15 protein-coding genes are annotated in these 16666 nt (G+C 69.3%); 12 read left to right on the top strand and 3 right to left on the bottom strand.

Annotated features, from left to right (window positions below; translation table 11 throughout):
- Positions 1 to 102: 102 nt before the first annotated feature.
- Positions 103 to 2073, bottom strand: a complete 1971-nt coding sequence (locus ACIP6U_RS30350; protein ID WP_401724265.1) for a hypothetical protein — start codon at positions 2071 to 2073, stop codon at positions 103 to 105.
- 196 nt (positions 2074 to 2269) lie between these two features.
- Here ACIP6U_RS30350 and ACIP6U_RS30355 point away from each other — a divergent pair, with 196 nt between their 5' ends.
- The 8 genes from ACIP6U_RS30355 (at position 2270) to ACIP6U_RS30390 (ending at position 11797) form a co-directional block, all read left to right on the top strand.
- Complete coding sequence (locus ACIP6U_RS30355; RefSeq protein WP_401724267.1) at positions 2270 to 3268, top strand: LacI family DNA-binding transcriptional regulator; 999 nt, start codon at positions 2270 to 2272, stop codon at positions 3266 to 3268.
- Between the two features lie 175 nt (positions 3269 to 3443).
- Complete coding sequence (locus ACIP6U_RS30360; protein WP_401724270.1) at positions 3444 to 5300, top strand: right-handed parallel beta-helix repeat-containing protein; 1857 nt, start codon at positions 3444 to 3446, stop codon at positions 5298 to 5300.
- A gap of 207 nt (positions 5301 to 5507) precedes the next feature.
- Positions 5508 to 6599 carry a substrate-binding domain-containing protein gene (locus ACIP6U_RS30365; protein ID WP_401724273.1) on the top strand — a complete coding sequence of 364 codons (1092 nt, stop codon included), beginning with the start codon at positions 5508 to 5510 and terminating at the stop codon, positions 6597 to 6599.
- A gap of 38 nt (positions 6600 to 6637) precedes the next feature.
- Positions 6638 to 7726, top strand: coding sequence for a mandelate racemase/muconate lactonizing enzyme family protein (locus ACIP6U_RS30370; protein ID WP_401724275.1), 1089 nt, complete (start codon positions 6638 to 6640; stop codon positions 7724 to 7726).
- Entirely contained in the window at positions 7723 to 8802 is a 1080-nt protein-coding gene (locus ACIP6U_RS30375; protein WP_401724278.1) for an ABC transporter permease, read from the top strand. The genes ACIP6U_RS30370 and ACIP6U_RS30375 overlap by 4 nt, the downstream gene beginning before the upstream one ends.
- Positions 8799 to 9875 carry an ABC transporter permease gene (locus tag ACIP6U_RS30380; protein ID WP_401724280.1) on the top strand — a complete coding sequence of 359 codons (1077 nt, stop codon included), beginning with the start codon at positions 8799 to 8801 and terminating at the stop codon, positions 9873 to 9875. The genes ACIP6U_RS30375 and ACIP6U_RS30380 overlap by 4 nt, the downstream gene beginning before the upstream one ends.
- Positions 9872 to 11470: a sugar ABC transporter ATP-binding protein gene (locus ACIP6U_RS30385; RefSeq protein ID WP_401724282.1), complete on the top strand. Its 1599-nt coding sequence runs from the start codon at positions 9872 to 9874 to the stop codon at positions 11468 to 11470. The genes ACIP6U_RS30380 and ACIP6U_RS30385 overlap by 4 nt, the downstream gene beginning before the upstream one ends.
- A gap of 3 nt (positions 11471 to 11473) precedes the next feature.
- On the top strand, positions 11474 to 11797 hold the full coding sequence (locus ACIP6U_RS30390) for an L-rhamnose mutarotase (RefSeq protein WP_401724284.1): 324 nt from the start codon (positions 11474 to 11476) through the stop codon (positions 11795 to 11797).
- Positions 11798 to 11799: 2 nt separating this feature from the next.
- Here the strand turns inward: ACIP6U_RS30390 and ACIP6U_RS30395 are convergent, their stop codons facing one another.
- Entirely contained in the window at positions 11800 to 12513 is a 714-nt protein-coding gene (locus ACIP6U_RS30395) for a GntR family transcriptional regulator (RefSeq protein ID WP_401724287.1), read from the bottom strand.
- Between the two features lie 154 nt (positions 12514 to 12667).
- Between ACIP6U_RS30395 and ACIP6U_RS30400 the strand changes: the two genes are divergently transcribed.
- On the top strand, positions 12668 to 13762 hold the full coding sequence (locus ACIP6U_RS30400; RefSeq protein WP_401724288.1) for a hypothetical protein: 1095 nt from the start codon (positions 12668 to 12670) through the stop codon (positions 13760 to 13762).
- A 160-nt stretch (positions 13763 to 13922) separates the two neighbouring features.
- Positions 13923 to 14138: a DUF4177 domain-containing protein gene (locus ACIP6U_RS30405; RefSeq protein ID WP_401724290.1), complete on the top strand. Its 216-nt coding sequence runs from the start codon at positions 13923 to 13925 to the stop codon at positions 14136 to 14138.
- Between the two features lie 26 nt (positions 14139 to 14164).
- Here the strand turns inward: ACIP6U_RS30405 and ACIP6U_RS30410 are convergent, their stop codons facing one another.
- On the bottom strand, positions 14165 to 14671 hold the full coding sequence (locus ACIP6U_RS30410) for a cupin domain-containing protein (RefSeq protein WP_401724293.1): 507 nt from the start codon (positions 14669 to 14671) through the stop codon (positions 14165 to 14167).
- Between the two features lie 139 nt (positions 14672 to 14810).
- On the opposite strand from ACIP6U_RS30410, the gene ACIP6U_RS30415 reads away from it, so the two are divergent.
- Positions 14811 to 15257 (top strand): RrF2 family transcriptional regulator, encoded by a 447-nt coding sequence (locus ACIP6U_RS30415; protein WP_401724296.1) that lies wholly within the window; start codon positions 14811 to 14813, stop codon positions 15255 to 15257.
- Entirely contained in the window at positions 15254 to 16183 is a 930-nt protein-coding gene (locus ACIP6U_RS30420; RefSeq protein WP_401724298.1) for a DsbA family protein, read from the top strand. Before ACIP6U_RS30415 ends, ACIP6U_RS30420 begins: the two co-directional genes overlap by 4 nt.
- The last annotated feature ends 483 nt before the right edge of the window (positions 16184 to 16666 follow it).

Consider the following 16666-nt stretch of genomic DNA (forward strand, 5'->3'; position numbering starts at 1 on the left):
CCGGCAGCCCGTCCTCCCCGGCTCAGGGACGAGAGGACGGGCTGCCGGATGCCGCCGGGCGCCGGTGGCTCGGTGCCGGGGCAGGTGGGACGGGCGTCCGCGTCAGTCGGAGACCCGTACCACCGTCGTCGCCCCGGCCCGGACCGTCGGCGTCGCGTAGGTGTACGTCACGCCGTCGACCTTCTTGATGTGCACGCGCTGCGGGACACCGTTGACGGTGATCTTCTTGTGGACCCCGGTGAAGCGGGCCTCCCACTGGTAGGAGCCCTTGCGCGCGTTGTTGGTCAGCGTGGTCTTCGTCGCGCCGTCGTGCCGGACGGTGACCGAGCCCGTGCCGATCGGAACGTCCGCCGCCTGGAGCCACTTCATGCCGGAGGGCAGCCGGGACTGGGTGGTCACCTTGTGGTTCGGCGCGTCCGGGGTGATGCCCATCAGACCCTGGACGGTCTGGCTGACCAGGGTGAACGACACCTCGGGATAGTCGCCGTTGGGGCCCTGGCTGGAGTTGATGTGCTGGATCTCCCGCTCGCCGTAGATCTTCTTCATCCACTGCCAGGCGGTGTCGTTGCGGTTGTTCTTGAAGAACATGTCCGGCAGGTACGTCGTCGACTCGATGTTGGGCGAGCCGTCCGGGCCCAGCTCCTGCTGCTGGATGTAGTCGAGGTAGGCGTCGTTGCGCGGTCCGGGGTCGATGATCTGCTTCATCGGCATGAAGACGCTGTTCTCCTTGCCCCAGCCGGTGACCGGGGTGCCGGCGAGGGTGTACGCGCGGACCATGTCGGCGCCGGTTCCGGTGCCGCTCCACTTGTCGTTGAAGTACTTCTTGAGGTCGGCGGCCTTCTTGTCGTACGTCTTGGCGAGTTCGGCGTCGCCCTTGCCGCGCGCGAGGACGGCCATCGCCAGGTACGCCTGGTACTCCGAGGCGATGCCGTCCCCGGCCTCGGCTAGTCCGTCGCCGTCCTGCTCGTTGTAGCTCGCGGCGCCCTGGAAGATGCCGTTGCCCGTGCCCTCGGCGACCTTGACCTTGCCGTTGTCCACGGCGGAGTTGTGCAGGTCGAGGAACTGGTCGGTGGCGTGCCGGTAGAACTCCCACAGCGCTGGGTCGTCCACGTACCTGCGGTCGCCGGTCCAGAGGTAGGCCTGGGCCGCCTTCTCGACGAGTTCGAAGGTGGCCGGCACCTCGCGCACGAAGTTGTCCGGGGTCTTGTAGTCGATGCTGAGGTAGGTCTTGGCGTCGAAGTTGAGTGACCAGACCGGGAAGTACTTGTGCTCGGCGGTGGCCGATGCCGCGTAGGAGCGGAGCATGTTCTCGTTCTCGTCGTCGAGACCGATGATGTGCGCGCCGGCCAGCTGGTGGGTCATGTCGCGGGAGTAGTAGGCGCTGCGGTTGGCGTATCCGGCCCAGTAGGTGGGCCCGTACGTCGCGGTACCGGTGCCGCCGACCTGGTACTCGTCAACGTTGACCGGGCCGACCGTGCCGGGCAGTTGTGTCCAGCTGTTGGCCTTCTTCTTGGCCCAGTTGAACATCTCGGCGACCTCGGGGTCGGACGAGGTGACCTTGGGGTCGGCGGACGCGGCCGGGGAGATCATGAGGTCGTCGGCGTTGACCCAGGCGGTGCCGGAGCCGAACTCGATCTGCAGCCGGTCGCCGGTCTTCAACGTGACGCCGCTGATGGTGTACCGGGCGTAGCCGGGGTGCTGCGGCAGCGTGATCGTCTGGACGGTCTGGCCGTTGCGTCTGACCGTGTACGTGCCGCCGGTGCCGGCGCTGCCGATCCACGCGGAGAAGTCGTAACTGCCGTTCCTGGGCGCGACGACGGTCACTTGCCCGCTCTTGCCGGCGCCGGCGTCGAGGTAGAGGAAGCGTTCGCCGCCGTGCCGGTTGCCGGTGCCGACGCCGGCGCCCGAGGTGAAGGTCCAGCCCGTGCCGCCGTTCTCGAAGCCGGGGTCCGGGATGGTCAGCTGGGGGCGGGCGCCGGAGGTGCCGTCCGCCGCAGCCGTGGCCGACAGCGCGGGCGCCAACGGAACGATCACGGCAACAGCGGTGAGCAGCATGAGCCTGGAGGGCTTCATCGGGTCTCCCGGGTCTTCAGTCACGGCGAGGGTGCGGACGGCCGCGTGGTGGCGGAAAGCTAACAGGGGCGGGAGAGGCGATTCAATGGTCATGCGCAAGAAACATGGAAGACACGCAGACTGACTGCTATCTTCCGTGGACTACCTGGCTGAAAATTTTCATCTATTCATTGCAAGTGACGGCGGAGGGAACCGCATGAAGGTCGGCATCACCGAGGTCGCGGTCCGGGCGCAGGTGAGTGAGGCCACGGTCAGCCGCGTCATCAACCGGCGCCAGGGCGTGTCGCGCAGGACGCGCGAGGCGGTCGAGCAGGCGATGACCGACCTGGGGTACGAGCGGCAGACACGGGGACAGCTCGTCGCGGTCATCACCGAACTCGTCTCCAACCCGTTCTTCGCGGACATCTGCGAACGGATCGAGTCCACGCTCGCCCCGCACGGACTGAAGACGGTCGTGTGCCCGTGCTTCCCGGGCGGAGTACAGGAGTTGGACTTCCTGACCTCGCTCGCCGACCGGGGTGTGGCCGCCGTCGTGTTCCTGTCCGCCAGCAACACGATCGAGGGCTCGGACCCGCAGGCGTACGAACTCCTGCGCTCACGCAGGATCCCGTTCGTCGGGATCAACGGCCAGTTCGAGGGCGTGAGCGAGGCGCCGGTCTTCTCCACGGACGACCTGCTGGCCGCCAAACTCGCCGTCGACCATCTCCACCGGCTCGGTCACCGCCGTATCGGCATGGCGTCGGGTCCGGTCGGCAATCGTCCGGCCGACCGCCGGGTCAACGGCTTCATCTCCTCGCTCGCCAAGCGCGGGGTGGAGGATCCGGAGCAGTGGGTGGTCCGGCAGTCGTACACCGTCGAGGGCGGGCAGTCCGCCGCGATCTCGCTGCTCGGCCGGGGCGCCACGGCGATCGTCGCGGCCAGCGACTACATGGCTCTGGGCGCGATCCGCGGTGCGCGCCGGCAGGGGTACGACGTCCCGGGTGAAGTGTCGGTCGTCGGCTACGACGGCGCCATGATCATGGACTTCGTCGACCCTGCGCTGACCACGGTCCGCCAGCCGGCCGACCGCCTGGCCTCTGAGGTGGCCCGCAGCGTCATCGCCCTGGTCGGCAACCGTGACGTGCCCGTCGGCGAGCTGCTCTTCGACCCGGAGCTGGTGATCCGCGCGAGCACGGCGGCGCCGAAGGCGGAGTGAGATCCCGACCGTCGGCGTCAGGTGCGGTTGCTCGTCCGGACCATTGACCTAGACATCGGATCTATAGACACTCTGCACGGAGATTCGGCTGATCAGTTGGCGGAAAATTCACCTATTCATTGGGTGTTTCATGACTCGTGGATGCTCCGGAGGGGCTGTGCCAAAGTCTCGGTTCGTGTTTCTCGGGTTGTCGCTCGCGTTGCTCGGAGGTGCCGCCAGTCCTGTCGTCGCGGCACCGGCCGCAGCGCACAAGGCGAGACCGGTGGTGGTCGACGTGGACGACTACGGCGCCGATCCCACCGGCAGGAAGGACTCCGCGCCCGCCTTCGCCGCCGCGCTGCGGCACGCCAAGAAGGTCGACGGCGACCGGCCGGTCAAGGTCGTCTTCTCCAAGGGCACCTACCAGATCTACCCGGAGCGGGCGGAGACACGTGAGCTGTACGTCTCCAACACCGTGGGCGCCGACCAGCGTTACCGGGACAAGAAGATCGGGCTGCTCGTCGAGGACATGCACGACGTCACCGTCGACGGCGGCGGCGCCAAACTCGTCTACCACGGTCTCCAGACGGCGTTCGCGTCGATCCGCTCGACCGATGTGACGTTCCAGAACTTCTCCTTCGACTACGCGGCCCCCGAGGTCATCGACGCGACCGTGGCCACCGCCGGCGTCACCGGCGGCCACGCCTACCGCGTCCTGAAGATCCCGGCCGGCAGCCCGTACGAGGTGAACGGCACGCACATCACCTGGCTCGGCGAGAAGAGCCCGGTCACCGGGCAGCCGTACTGGTCGGGCACGGACGGCCTGCAGTACACGCAGATCCACGACCCCAAGGCACAGAAGACCTGGCGTGCGGACAACCCGCTGTTCAACGACGTCGCCTCCGTCACCGACCTCGGCGGACGCAAGATCCGCATCGACTACAACGGCGCGACGCATCCGACGGACGCCGGGCTCGTCTACCAGATGCGTCTCATCGAGCGGACCGAGCCGGGCGCCTTCATCTGGGAGTCCGAGAACGTCACGATGCGTTCGATGAACGCCTACTACCTCCAGTCCTTCGGCGTGGTGGGGCAGTTCAGCGAGAACATCTCCATCGACAAGGTGAACTTCGCGCCCGACCCGAAGTCCGGCCGCTCGACGTCCTCGTTCGCGGACTTCGTGCAGATGTCCGGCGTCAAGGGCAAGGTCTCGATCACCCGGAGCGTCTTCGACGGCCCGCACGACGACCCGATCAACATCCACGGCACCTACCTGGAAGTCGTCGGGCAGCCCGGGCCGAACACCCTCACGCTCGCCTACAAGCACCCGCAGACCGCCGGGTTCCCGCAGTTCGCCCCCGGTGACGAGGTCGAGTTCACCACCAAGCGCACGATGACCCAGCTGACTCCGGCGCACGCGAAGGTCACCGCGGTCGACGGGCCGAGCGGGACGGACCACGACAAGCCGCTCACCACGATGACCGTCACCTTCGACCGTCCGGTCCCCGCCGGGACCGAGATCGGCGGCACGGTGGTCGAGAACATCACGGCCACCCCGTCGGTCGTCATCTCCGACAACGTGTTCCGCAACGTGCCGACCCGCGGCATCCTCGTCACCACCCGCAAGCCCGTCCTGATCACCGGCAACCGGTTCGACGCGATGTCCATGGCCAGCATCTACGTCTCCGCCGACGCCTACCAGTGGTACGAGTCGGGACCGGTCTCCAACCTGACGATCCGCGACAACTCCTTCACGCGGCCCAGCGGTCCGGTCATCTTCGTGGAGCCGACCAACCAGGTCGTCGACCCGGCGAACCCGGTGCACCACAACATCTCGGTCGAGCACAACTCGTTCGACATCGGTGACGTGACCGTGGTCAACGCCAAGAGCGTCGGCGGGTTCACCTTCACCGGCAACACGGTCCGACGGCTGGCCGACTCGGACCAACCGCCGTACACCTCACCGCTGTTCGTCTTCCACGGCAGTTCGGACATCCGGATCGCGCGCAATCACTACGCCAAGGGTCTCAACACGTCCGTCGTCTCGGACTGAGTCGGACCGAGGCCGGCAGTCGAGGGGCAGGCCTTCCGCCTGCCCCTCGACTTCTCTCGACGTGTCACAACGCCTCTCGAAATCCTATGTGATCTCACTCCATCACGACGGAGCGGCAATCGTTGCACGGGTCTTGACGTGGCAATCACCCCTCCCCCAGCATCACGGGCAACCGAAATCCTATTTGATTCAAGTGGGGCAAGCACCATGAGCCGTCGCCGTAGATCCGTGCTGTCAGCCACCGTCACCCTCTTCCTGCTCGCCGCCTCGACAGCCGCCTGCACCATCAAGAACTCGGACGACCCGGGTGCGGCCGACACCGCCTCCGCGCGGACCGGTGGCGGGTCTGCCGAACTAGCCGACGGTTCCAAGACCAAGGTCGCGCTGGTGCCCGGTGGAGCCCACCCCTACTTCCAGCCCTGGAAGACGGCCGGCGCGGAGGCCAAGAAGACCCTCGGGCTTGCGGACGTGACGTTCGACGAGACCGCCGAGTGGGACCAGCAGAAGCAGAACGACCTGCTGTCGACGCTGGCCGCCCGCGGCTACAACGCGTTCGGCATCTTCGGGGTCTCCCCGACCGACATCAACTCCACCTTCGCCGACCTCAAGTCCCAGGGCTTCGCGGTCGCTTCGCTCGCCTCCTGCCCCGCCGGCGGCACCAACGACGCCGACTTCTGTCTGTCGACGGACGTCGAACTCGCCGCCTACAAGGCCGCGCAGGCCGCCATCAAGGCGATGGGCGGCAAGGGCGCGCTGGTCCACCTCACCGGCAACAACGTCGACGCCAACACGCAGTTGAGGATGAAGGGCGTACAGAAGGCGGTGCAGGAGACCGGCGGCAAGGTCACGCTGCTGCAGACCATCACCGACATCGACAAGGACCTCCAGACCGCGCAGAAGGCGGTCTCCGACCTGCTCGCCGCCAAGGGCTCGAAGATCCAGGGCATCGTCTCGACCGCGTACAACCCGGCGGTCGCCGCCGCCGAGGCCGTACAGGAGGCCGGTTCGAAGGCCAAGGTCGTGGCCATCGACGACGACGCCAAGATCCTCGGCTCGATCAAGAACGGCTCCGTGACCGCGACGGTCGTGCAGAACCCCGTCGGCCAGGCGGAGATCGGCACCTGGGCCCTCGCGCTGCTCCAGACCAAGCAGTGCACGATGGCGAAGCCCGGACAGATCATCGACTCCGGCTCCTTCGTCGTGACGAAGGCGAACGTCGCCGACTACGACAGCGCACGGCAGGCCAAGACGGCCGAGCTGAAGAAGCAGTTCGCCGACACGTACCTCAACTGCCGCTGAACGCCCGGGCCACGGACGAAAGAAAGCCGCCACACCACATGAGCATCATCACCCACGCCACGGCCCTGCTGGCCGACATCGCGGTCGAGACGGACCGCACCGACGCCGTGCAGTCGTTCGTCAAGCAGGAGACGATCCTCGTACGACTGACCACCGCCGACGGCCTCGAAGGAACCGGCTACGCCTACACGATCGGCACCGGCGGAACCTCCGTACTGGCGCTGCTGCGCGACCACCTCCTGCCGCTCCTCGCCGGCAAGGACGCACGCAACGTCGAGGCGCTCTGGCAGGAGCTGTTCGGCCTGACCCGCGCGACGACCACCGGCGCCATCACCTCGCTCGCGCTCGCCGCGGTCGACACCGCCCTGTGGGACCTGCGCTGCAAGCGCGCCGGCGAGCCCCTCTGGCGGCTCGCCGGCGGTCACCGGCAACACGTCCCCGTGTACGACACCGAGGGCGGCTGGCTCCACCTCAGCACCGAGGACCTGGTCAAGGGAGCCCTCGCGGCCAAGGACGCGCAGTGGGCCGGCGTCAAGATCAAGGTGGGCAAGCCGCACATCTCCGAGGACGCGGAGCGGCTTCGCGCGGTACGCGAGGCCGTCGGACCGGCGCTGCACATCATGACGGACGCCAACCAGTCGCAGTCGCTGTCCCGTGCCGTCCAACTGGCCGCCGCGCTGGAGCCGTTCGAACCGTACTGGCTCGAAGAGCCCATGCCCGCCGACGACATCAGCGGCCACGCGACACTCGCCCGCTCGACGCGGATCCCGATCGCGGTCGGCGAGTCGTTGTACTCGCCGATGCAGTTCCGCAACTACCTGGAGACCGGCGCCGCTTCGGTGGTGCAGGTCGACGTCGCCCGCGTCGGCGGCATCACTCCGTGGCTCAAGGTGGCGCACCTGGCGGAGACCTTCAACGTCATGGTGTGCCCGCACTTCCTGATGGAACTGCACGTCAGCCTGGTCGCCGCGATCGCCAACGGCGCGTACGTGGAGTACATCCCGCAGCTGCGCGCGGTGACCCGCACCGAACTGACCGTCCAGGACGGTCTCGCCGTGGCTCCCGACGAGCCGGGCATCGGCATCGACTGGGACATGGACGCCCTCGAGGACCGGAGGGTGTCGTGAAGACGGCCGCCGTCACCGAGCCCGACAGCGGGACGGACCGCCCCACCGAGGGAGCACGCCCTGCCCACCGGCTGCCGTTCTGGGTCAACCAGCGGCTGGGCTTGCTGGTGTTGATCGTCGCGCTCAGCATCCTCTTCGGCTCCCTGCGGCCGGCGTTCTTCGACGCGCGGCTGGTGCTCTTCCCGCTGCTGAGGGACATCTCGACGCTGACCGTGGTGGCCCTCGCGCAGATGGTGGTGCTCTCCATCGGGCACATGAACCTCGCCGTCGGACGCATGGCCGCCTTCGGCGCCCTGTTCGCCGGGTTCGGCTACGACCGGCTCCATCTGCCGCTCGTCCTGGGCCTGTTGCTGTGTCTCGTCGCCGGCTGTGTCATCGGCGCGCTGACCGGCTGGATCATCGCCCGCACCGGCGTGAGTTCCTTCGTCGTGACGCTGGCGATGGACTTCGCGCTGCTGGGTCTGGTCTCCCTCCTGTACTCGTCCCTCACCGACAACGCCGCCTTCACCACGCGGCCGGCCGGGCTCGCGGAGCTGCGCTCCTACTCGCTCGCCGACATCTGCGTCGGGCCGGTCTGCGGCTCCCCCGCCATCCCGCAGATGACCCAGTTCACGCTGCTGGCCCTCATCGTGCTCGGCTTCCTGTACGCCCGTACCCGCATGGGACGCGAACTGCTGCTCACCGGTGCCAATCCCGCCGCGGCCGAGCTGTCCGGCATCCCGACGGGCCGCCGGATCGTCCTGGCGCACGGGCTGTCCGGACTCCTCGCCGCACTCGCCGGTTTCATGGCCGCCGTCGGCACCGGCACGTTCAGCGCCTCCATCGGCGACGACTTCATGCTGCCCTCGTTCCTCGGGGCGGTCCTCGGCGGGACGCTGCTCACCGGCGGGGTCGTCTCCGTCATCGGCGCCCTGCTCGGCACCTCGCTGGTCGGCGTGATCCGCAAGGGCCTCGACCTGCTCGGGGTCGGTCTCGAAAGCCTCAACATCTACCTCGGCTGCATCCTGCTGCTGGCTCTGTCGGCGGACCGGGTACGCACCGTCCTGTCCTATCGCAAGGTGGTGCGCTCCACATGACCACGCTCCACGACCGGGGAGACGCCGCCCTCCCCGCGCTGCGGCGCTTCTCCCGCTCGACGACGATGACCCTGCTCTGTGTGGTCCTCGCGGGCTATCTGGCGTTGGGGATCTCCTCGTCCGGCGACTTCTTCGAGGGGCCCTCGCTCCGTACCTTCCTCCAGTACCTCGCCACGCCGATCCTCATCGGGCTGGCCCAGATGGTGGCCCTGTGCGTCGGGCAGCTCAACCTCGCCGTCGGCGCCCTGGGCGGCTTCAGCGCGTGCCTGATGGGCGTGCTGATGGCCGACCACGGCGTGCCCGCCGTCCTCGCCGTGCTGATCGGCGTGCTGAGCGCCACGTTGATCGGGCTGGTGACGGGCGTGTTCATCGTCGCCACCCAGATCAACGGATTCATCGTCACGCTCGGCACGATGACCATCCTGCTCGGGGCGCAGTACCGGCTGTCGGGGACGCGCACCATCGACGGGTACTCCCCCACGCTGCGCGACCTCGGCCGCTCGGCGCCACTGAACATCCCTCTCGTCTTCGTCACCGCGCTCGTCGCGGCGGCGCTGCTGGCCGCGTTCATGTACCGCACGGTCGCCGGCCGACGGCTGCTGGCCGCCGGCGGAAACCCGCTCGCCGCGAGGCTGTCGGGCATCTCCACCGACCGCCAGATCGTGCTCGCGCACACCCTGTCGGGGCTGCTCGTCGGCATCGCCGCGATGACCGCCACCGCCTCCCTGCCCGGCGTCAACCGCAGTGTCGGCGGCGACTGGCTGCTGCCCAGCTTCGCGGCGCCGATCATCGGCGGGGTCGCGCTGACGGGTGGCTCGGTGGCCGTGTTCGGGACGGTGCTCGCCGCGTTCGTGATGCGCCTGATCGACACCGCGCGGGCCCAGTACTCGCTCGACCCGAGCTGGGTGAACTTCCTCATCGGCGTGGTCGTGCTCGGCACGGTCGTCGGCGGCCGGATGCGCGAGACCCACCTCGACAAGAAGGGCAGGGCGCCCGGACGCACCCCACCCGTGCCACCGGACAGCGGCCCGCAGCCGGCCGGGGCGCTGCCCACGACGGGAGGCACCCGATGAGCGAGATCCTGTCGGAGGACGGTCTGCCGGAGGACGGTTCGGGCCGTGACGGCCTGCGGGGAGACGTCCTGCTGGAGTGCGAGGACATCGTCAAGGTCTTCCCCGGTGTACGTGCTCTCGACGGCGTGGGCCTGCGGCTGACCGCCGGCTCGGTGCACGCGCTGCTCGGTGAGAACGGCGCGGGCAAGTCGACGCTGATCAAGGTGATCACCGGGGTGCACACCCCCGACGGCGGCAGGCTGGTACGGGACGGTGAGGAGATCCATCTCCGCTCCCCACTGGAGGCGGCCCGGGCCGGGATCGGTGTCGTCCACCAGGAGCGCAACCTGATCCCCGGCTTCTCCGTGGCGGAGAACATCACGCTCCAGAACCCGCCCTCGCGGCGGGGCCTGGTCGACCGGGAGGCGATGACGGCCCCGGCCGAACGCTGCCTCGCGGAACTCGGCCTGGACATCGACCCGCACCGCCCTGTGCGTGAACTGTCGGTCGCCCAGCAGCAGTTGGTGGAGATCGCGAAGGCCCTCTACACCGAGAGCCGGGTCCTCCTGCTCGACGAGCCGACCGCGTCCCTCTCCCCGCAGGAGGCCGACCGCCTCTTCGACGTCATCCGGCGGCTCACGGAACGCGGCACGTGTGTCGTCTTCGTCAGTCACAAGCTGGAGGAGGTCTTCGCGGTCTGCGACACCGTCACCGTGCTGCGCGACGGCCGCTCCGTCCTGGAGTCGGCCCCGCTGGCCGAGCACACCCAGGACGACGTGGTCACCCTCATGGTCGGCCGCACCCACGCGGTGACGGACATGGCCCCGCGCACGGTGGACACCTCCGCGGCCCCGGCGCTGTGCCTCACCGGCGTCTCCACTGCGGCAGGCCATGAGGACATCTCGCTCAGCGTCCGCCCCGGGGAGATCGTCGGCCTCTACGGGCTGGTCGGCGCGGGCCGCAGCGAACTGGTCAAGGCCGTCCTCGGCCTGGACCGCGTCACCGGCGGCGAGATCCAGGTCTACGGCAGGACGGCGCGGATCGGCTCGCCGCGCGAGGCCCTGCACGAGTACGGCATCGGGTACCTGACCGAGAACCGCAAGGAGGAAGGCGTCTTCCTGGAGCAGCCCATCGTCCGGAACATCACGGTGACGGTGTGGAAGAGGCTGGCCCGGGCCCTGGGGTACGTCTCCTCGCGGGCGGAACAGGAGGTCTCGCAGGATCTCGTCGACCGCCTGAGCATCCGTGTCTCCGGGCTCCAGCAGAACGCCGGTGAACTCTCCGGCGGCAACCAGCAGAAGGTCAGCCTGGCGAAGTGGCTCGCGGCGGACACCAAGCTGCTCGTCGTCGACGAGCCGACGGTCGGCGTGGACGTCCGCACGAAGCACGCCTTCCACGAACTGATCTGGGAGTTGGCCCGCGGCGGTCTGCCCATCCTCCTCATCAGCAGCGACCTGGCGGAGATGATCACGCTGGCCGACCGGGTCGTCGTCATGGCCGACCACCGCATCCGCGGCGAGGTACCCAACGACCACGACTACGACCGGATGAGCGGGCAGATCATCCGCATCATCCACGACCGGGCCGTCTCGGTCGTGTCGGCGAAGGGGGACTGACGAGTGCGGCGCGTCGCACAGGTCATCCGCCTGCGGCCCGAAAAGGCGGACGAGTACCGCGAGTTGCACCGGGCCGTACCCGAGCCGGTCCTCGCCCAACTACGTCGCCGCCACATCGCCAACTACTCGATCCACCTGCTCGGCGACCGGCTGTTCAGCTACTTCGAGTACCACGGGGAGGACCTGGCGGCCGACCTGGCACTGATGGCCGAGGATCCGGCGACCCAGAAGTGGTGGGAGCTGACGGCGCCCTGCCAGGAGCCGGTCGAGGAAGCCGCGCCGGGTGAGTGGTGGGCGTCGACGGAGCAGGTGTTCCTCATGGAATGAAGTCAGGCTTCGAACCGGTCGAGTTGGCGCTCCAGGCTGCGCGTGAGGTGCTCCGCCATCGCCTCGGCCGCGCGTTCGGCCCTGCGGCGGAGTATCGCGCGTACCACTCGCCCGTGCTCCGCCGTGGTCGGGTCGCCCTCGCTCTGGAGGCTGCTGAGCCGGAAGACGTGCAGGTGGGCGTGGAGTCGTTGGACCGCGTCCGCGAGGAGCGGGCGGTGGGCGGCTTCGGCGATCGCGTCGTGGAAGCGCTGGTCCAGGGCGGCGAAATCGCGGTACGCCGCGTACGTCCCGGCGGGGCCCGGGTGGGCCTGCATGTCCTCCAGGATCCCCTCGATGGCGTCGAGTTGGGAGTCGTCGGCGTTCAGGGCGGCCAGTGCGGCGGCTCGCGGTTCCAGGAGCAGCCGCATCTCGAACAGCTCCTCCACGCCCTGCCGGGTCAGCAGCTCGGTCGCCCGGTATCCCGACAGGGACCGCTTGACGACGAGCCCGTCCGCCTCGAGCCGGGCCAGGGCCTCGCGCACGGGGGTCGGTGACACATTGAGCGTGCGCGCGACGGACTCGATGCCGACACGGGCGCCCGGGGCGATCTCATGGTCCATGACCATGGTCTTGATGCCCTCGTAGACACTGTCGGACAGCACCTGACGGACCGGCGCCGCGGACGTCCCGCTCGCTCCGGCCGCCTCGTCGGAGACGGAGGGTTCGTCTGCCGGCATCCGGGTCTCCTCCGAGCTGTGGGCGTCACCGCGCTAGGCAGTTTACCGAGGTGGCGAGATCGAAGACCGAAGTGGGCGGCCCGATCGTCGTCAGGCGGGCCAAGGTCATCCGCAGGTCTCCCGGCCGTGACCCCGGACCGGCACAATCGCGGCCATGACGATCATCACGGGCGCGCCACCCACGCCCACGTACAACGTTCCCGGCGCCCTCGGCCGAGGGTGTCTGACGGGTGGTGTGGTCGGGGCGTCGTTCGCCGCTCTGATCGTCGGAGGTGTGATCGGGAACTGGCCGTTGTTCGTCGCCGGATGGGTCGTGCCCGCGGTGTACGGTCTGCTCTTCCACCTCGCCGGCAGGCCGCGGCGGGCCCGGGAGGCGGCCGTCGTGCCGCGTACGGCGCTCGCGATGATCGAGAGTCTGGAGGCCATCGGGAGCGAGTCGAGCGACGTACCGGCGCGGTTCGAGCTGACCGTCGCACCGGACGACGGGCCGGCGTACCGGTTGCGGATGTCGCAGAACATCAACCTCGTCGATCTGCCGGACTACCGGCCGCGCGGCATCGTGGTGGTGCAGTATCCGCCGGAGCGCCCATGGCGGGTGAAGATCGTGAAGCGGCCGACCCCGGAGTGGGCGGACCGGGCGGCCGGGGCGCGCATCGACTCGGTGCCCGGGCCGGCCGTACCGGGCGAGTCCCCGGAAGGGTGCGCCTTCGGCATGGCCGCGTTTCTCGGTCTGCTGCTCGGCGCGGCGCTCGTGGTCCTGGTGTTCCGCGCCGACCTGTTCGACCAGGACGCCACCGCTCAGCCCAACTCGTCGGCTCCGTCCGTCTCGTCCTCGTCGTCGACCACGGTCGTGACGTCTGGGTCCGCCACAGTCTCTCTCGGACCGGACCAGTCGTTCCTCGACAAGGGCGAACTGCGCCGCGCCATGGACTCGCTCACCAAGGGCAAGGGCAAGCGCCCCGCGCTGACTCTCGTCGTACAGGAACGTCTGTTGTCCGTCGTGTTCGCTCCGTCCGATACGCAGGCCCCGCGGTTCGACCCGGATTCCCTGCCGTTCGAGCGCTTCCCCGCCTTGGTCAAGGAAGCCACGACCACCCTCGGGGTCCGCTCCCCGCAGACCTGGCAGCTCACCGCCGACAACCTCACCGGGTCCCTCACACTCAGGGTCGGCGTGACCGGCACCGAGGGCACGGCCTCACTGGAAGCGGACGGGCAGGGCAAGGTGGTGCGACGCACCCCGGCGGGCTGAGCACCGGGCCTGTTGACGTCGACGACCGGATCACCTCGTGGTAGCCGAGCCGGCCAACTGCCCCGCTGGGCAACTCCACCCCCGCCGCCACAGCCGGACCGCGCCCCGTGATTGGCTGACTCCGGCCACTCCGGCCGACGCCCGAAAGGACACCGCAGCCATGAGCAACGCATACGCCTACGAGTACAAGGTCGTCACCTTCAGGGAGTCACTCATCGGTGACGCGCTCGACAGCGACAAGCTGGAGAAGACCCTCAACAAGCATGCCGCGGACGGCTGGGCGCTCAAGGCGATCACCGCCGCCGACGTAAAGGGCCGCATAGGCCCCGGCGCCGTCGAAGGCCTGCTCCTCACCCTTGAGCGCCCCCGCGCCTGACGCCGGCGAGCCCAAGTCCGGGAGATTCAGGCCCCGTCGGACGGCAGCGCGTACAGCTGGGGCAGGTTGACCACGATCGCCTCCTGGGTGCTGCGGGCGATGACCACCACGGCTTCCTCGGCGGGGTCGGGGTTCTCCTCGCGGTGCGGCACGAACGGCGGGACGAAGATGTAGTCGCCGGGGGCGGTACGCAGGCGTACCTCCTCCGGCCGCGAGCCCGAGTCGTCGAGGAAGACGAACTCGGGGTGCCCGCTCACCACATAGATCGCGGTCTCCGACTCGCCGTGGTGGTGGTCGGAGGACGACGTGGCGGGGGCGACATGGGTCTGGCCCATCCACAGCTTCTCGGAGCCGACCGTCCTGCCGCTGACCGCGGCGAACCTGCGCATCCCCCCGCTCTGTGCCGTGTCCCCGTCCAGGGCATCGGCGCGGATGTGGTGGAGGCGAGTGTGCAGAGGTGCCGCCGGCTGCCCGGGGCCGTCGTGGAGATGGGGGTGGAAACCTTCGCCGGGGGTCGTCAGCGGCTCGCTCATGGGTCGGGACGCTAGAGCCACCCCGAAAAGGATGTCAAGAGGTGTCCAATGCCCTTCACCTGCGGCAATGTTCCCGCAATGTAGGAACGGAACCGGCCGGAGCCTTCGTGGCGGGCATCCCGTCGGGCATGATGTGCGCATGCATATCTCCGCGAAGGCGGACTACGCCATGCGGGCCCTGTTGGAGCTCGCCCGAGAACCCGCACGCCCCCTCACCTGCGAGGCCGTGGCCTCTTCCCAACAGATCCCCTTCCGCTTCCTCAAGTCGGTCGTGGGCGAGTTGCGGAAGGCCGGTCTGGTGCGCAGTCAGCGCGGTTGCGAAGGCGGCTACTGGCTCGGCCGGCCGGCCGACGAGATCACGCTCCTCGACGTCGCGCGCGCCGTGGACGGAGAGTTGATCACCCTGCGGGGTGAGTCGCTCGCCGGACTCGACTACCCCGGTCCCGCCTCCGGGCTGCCCGGGGTGTGGCGCCAAGTGGAGGCGGACGCCGCCGCGATCCTGGGCGGCACGACCCTGGCCGCGCTGTTGCCCACCCCTGTCGAAGCGGGGGCGAGTGCGGGGCTGAGCGGGAAGGGAGCCGCGTGACGGTCGTACCGGAGAGACCCTTGGCAGAGGCTGATGTGGAGGTCGTGGAGTACACCGACCCGCTCTGTCCCTGGGCCTGGGGGTCGGAGCCCGTCTTCCGCCGCCTGCGCGCGGCGCTGGCCGGCCGGGCGCGGTGGCGTCGCGCGTACTGCATCCTCTTCGACCACGACGACGACCCGGCGCCCGATCCCGCGGCCGAGACCGCCTGGTACGCGCGGTACGTCGAGGACATCGGCGGTCATACGCAGGCGCCGCGGGCACTGAAGCTGAGCCGGGTGGCGGCGAGTTCGTGGCCGTCCTCGCTGGTCGCCAAGGCCGCCGAGGCGCAGGGCGACGACGTGGCCGACCAGGTGCTGCGCCAGCTGCGGGAGACCGTCTTCGTCCTCGGGGAACCGGCCGACAACCTCGTACTGGCGCTGTCGGCGGTAACGGGCGTGCCCGGCTTGGATGTTGAGCGGCTGGCCGCCGACGCGGCGTCGACCGAGGTGCTGGAGCGGGTGCGTGCCGATCACGCCGAGGCACGTCGTCCGGTCGACGAGGTGCTGTCCGTGCGCGACGGGTCGCCTCATCCCGGTGCCGCCAAGGAGACGGCCGACGGTCAATTCCGGTACGCGCTACCGACGTTGCTGGTCCGCGGCCCTGCCGGGTACCGCGTCGTGCCCGGCTGGCGGGCATACGAGGAGTACGCCACCGCGATCGACGCGGTGCGCCCCGGGCTGCTGTCGGACCCCGTGGCGTCGGCTCCGGCGGAGGCGCTCGCGCGGTATCGGAGCCTGACGGATCCGGAGCGCCGGCTGCTGACCCACGGCTCGTGGCCCCCGGCGGACGCCGTCCGCGTCGAGACCGGCAACGGGCCCCTGTGGCTGCACCCGGAGGAGGCCGCGACGCACCCCGCGGTCGGGCGCGGCGCGCCTTCCGCGCCCTGACAGAACTCCATCAGCCCTCTGATCAGCGATCGAAAGCCGTCCCGCCGAATGAGACACCAATTGGTGTCCATTGACAGCCGCCGACGGCTGCCCCCAGGATGAGCAGCATGCTTACGACGCACCCCGGTGTGGTGTGCCGCTACGTGGACCTGCGGCGCACCTGCAGCGCTCTCTGTCGCTGACCCGCCGCCCCCGGCCCACAGGCGCCTGACTCCGCTCCCGTAGCCACCGGCCCCTTGCCGCGTCGCCGACCGGTGCCCGTCTTCTCGCGCCCCGCGTTTCGCGCCCAGTCGCTTGCTCCCCTCTCCTTCTGCTTCCCGGCTCTTCCCCGCGATCCGCCGACGCCTCGTGTCCCGAGCGAGGCATGCCCAGCTGTGCACCGAAGCCGCACCGGCATGTCCCTCCCGGCCCGAACGTCGTCCGAACCCCGGGCATGCCGCCCTCGCTCCCTTTCCGCTGCCCCGGCGCGGTCCGGAGCCCTCG

Source organism: Streptomyces sp. NPDC088794 (assembly GCF_044750545.1).
Lineage (GTDB): Bacteria > Actinomycetota > Actinomycetes > Streptomycetales > Streptomycetaceae > Streptomyces.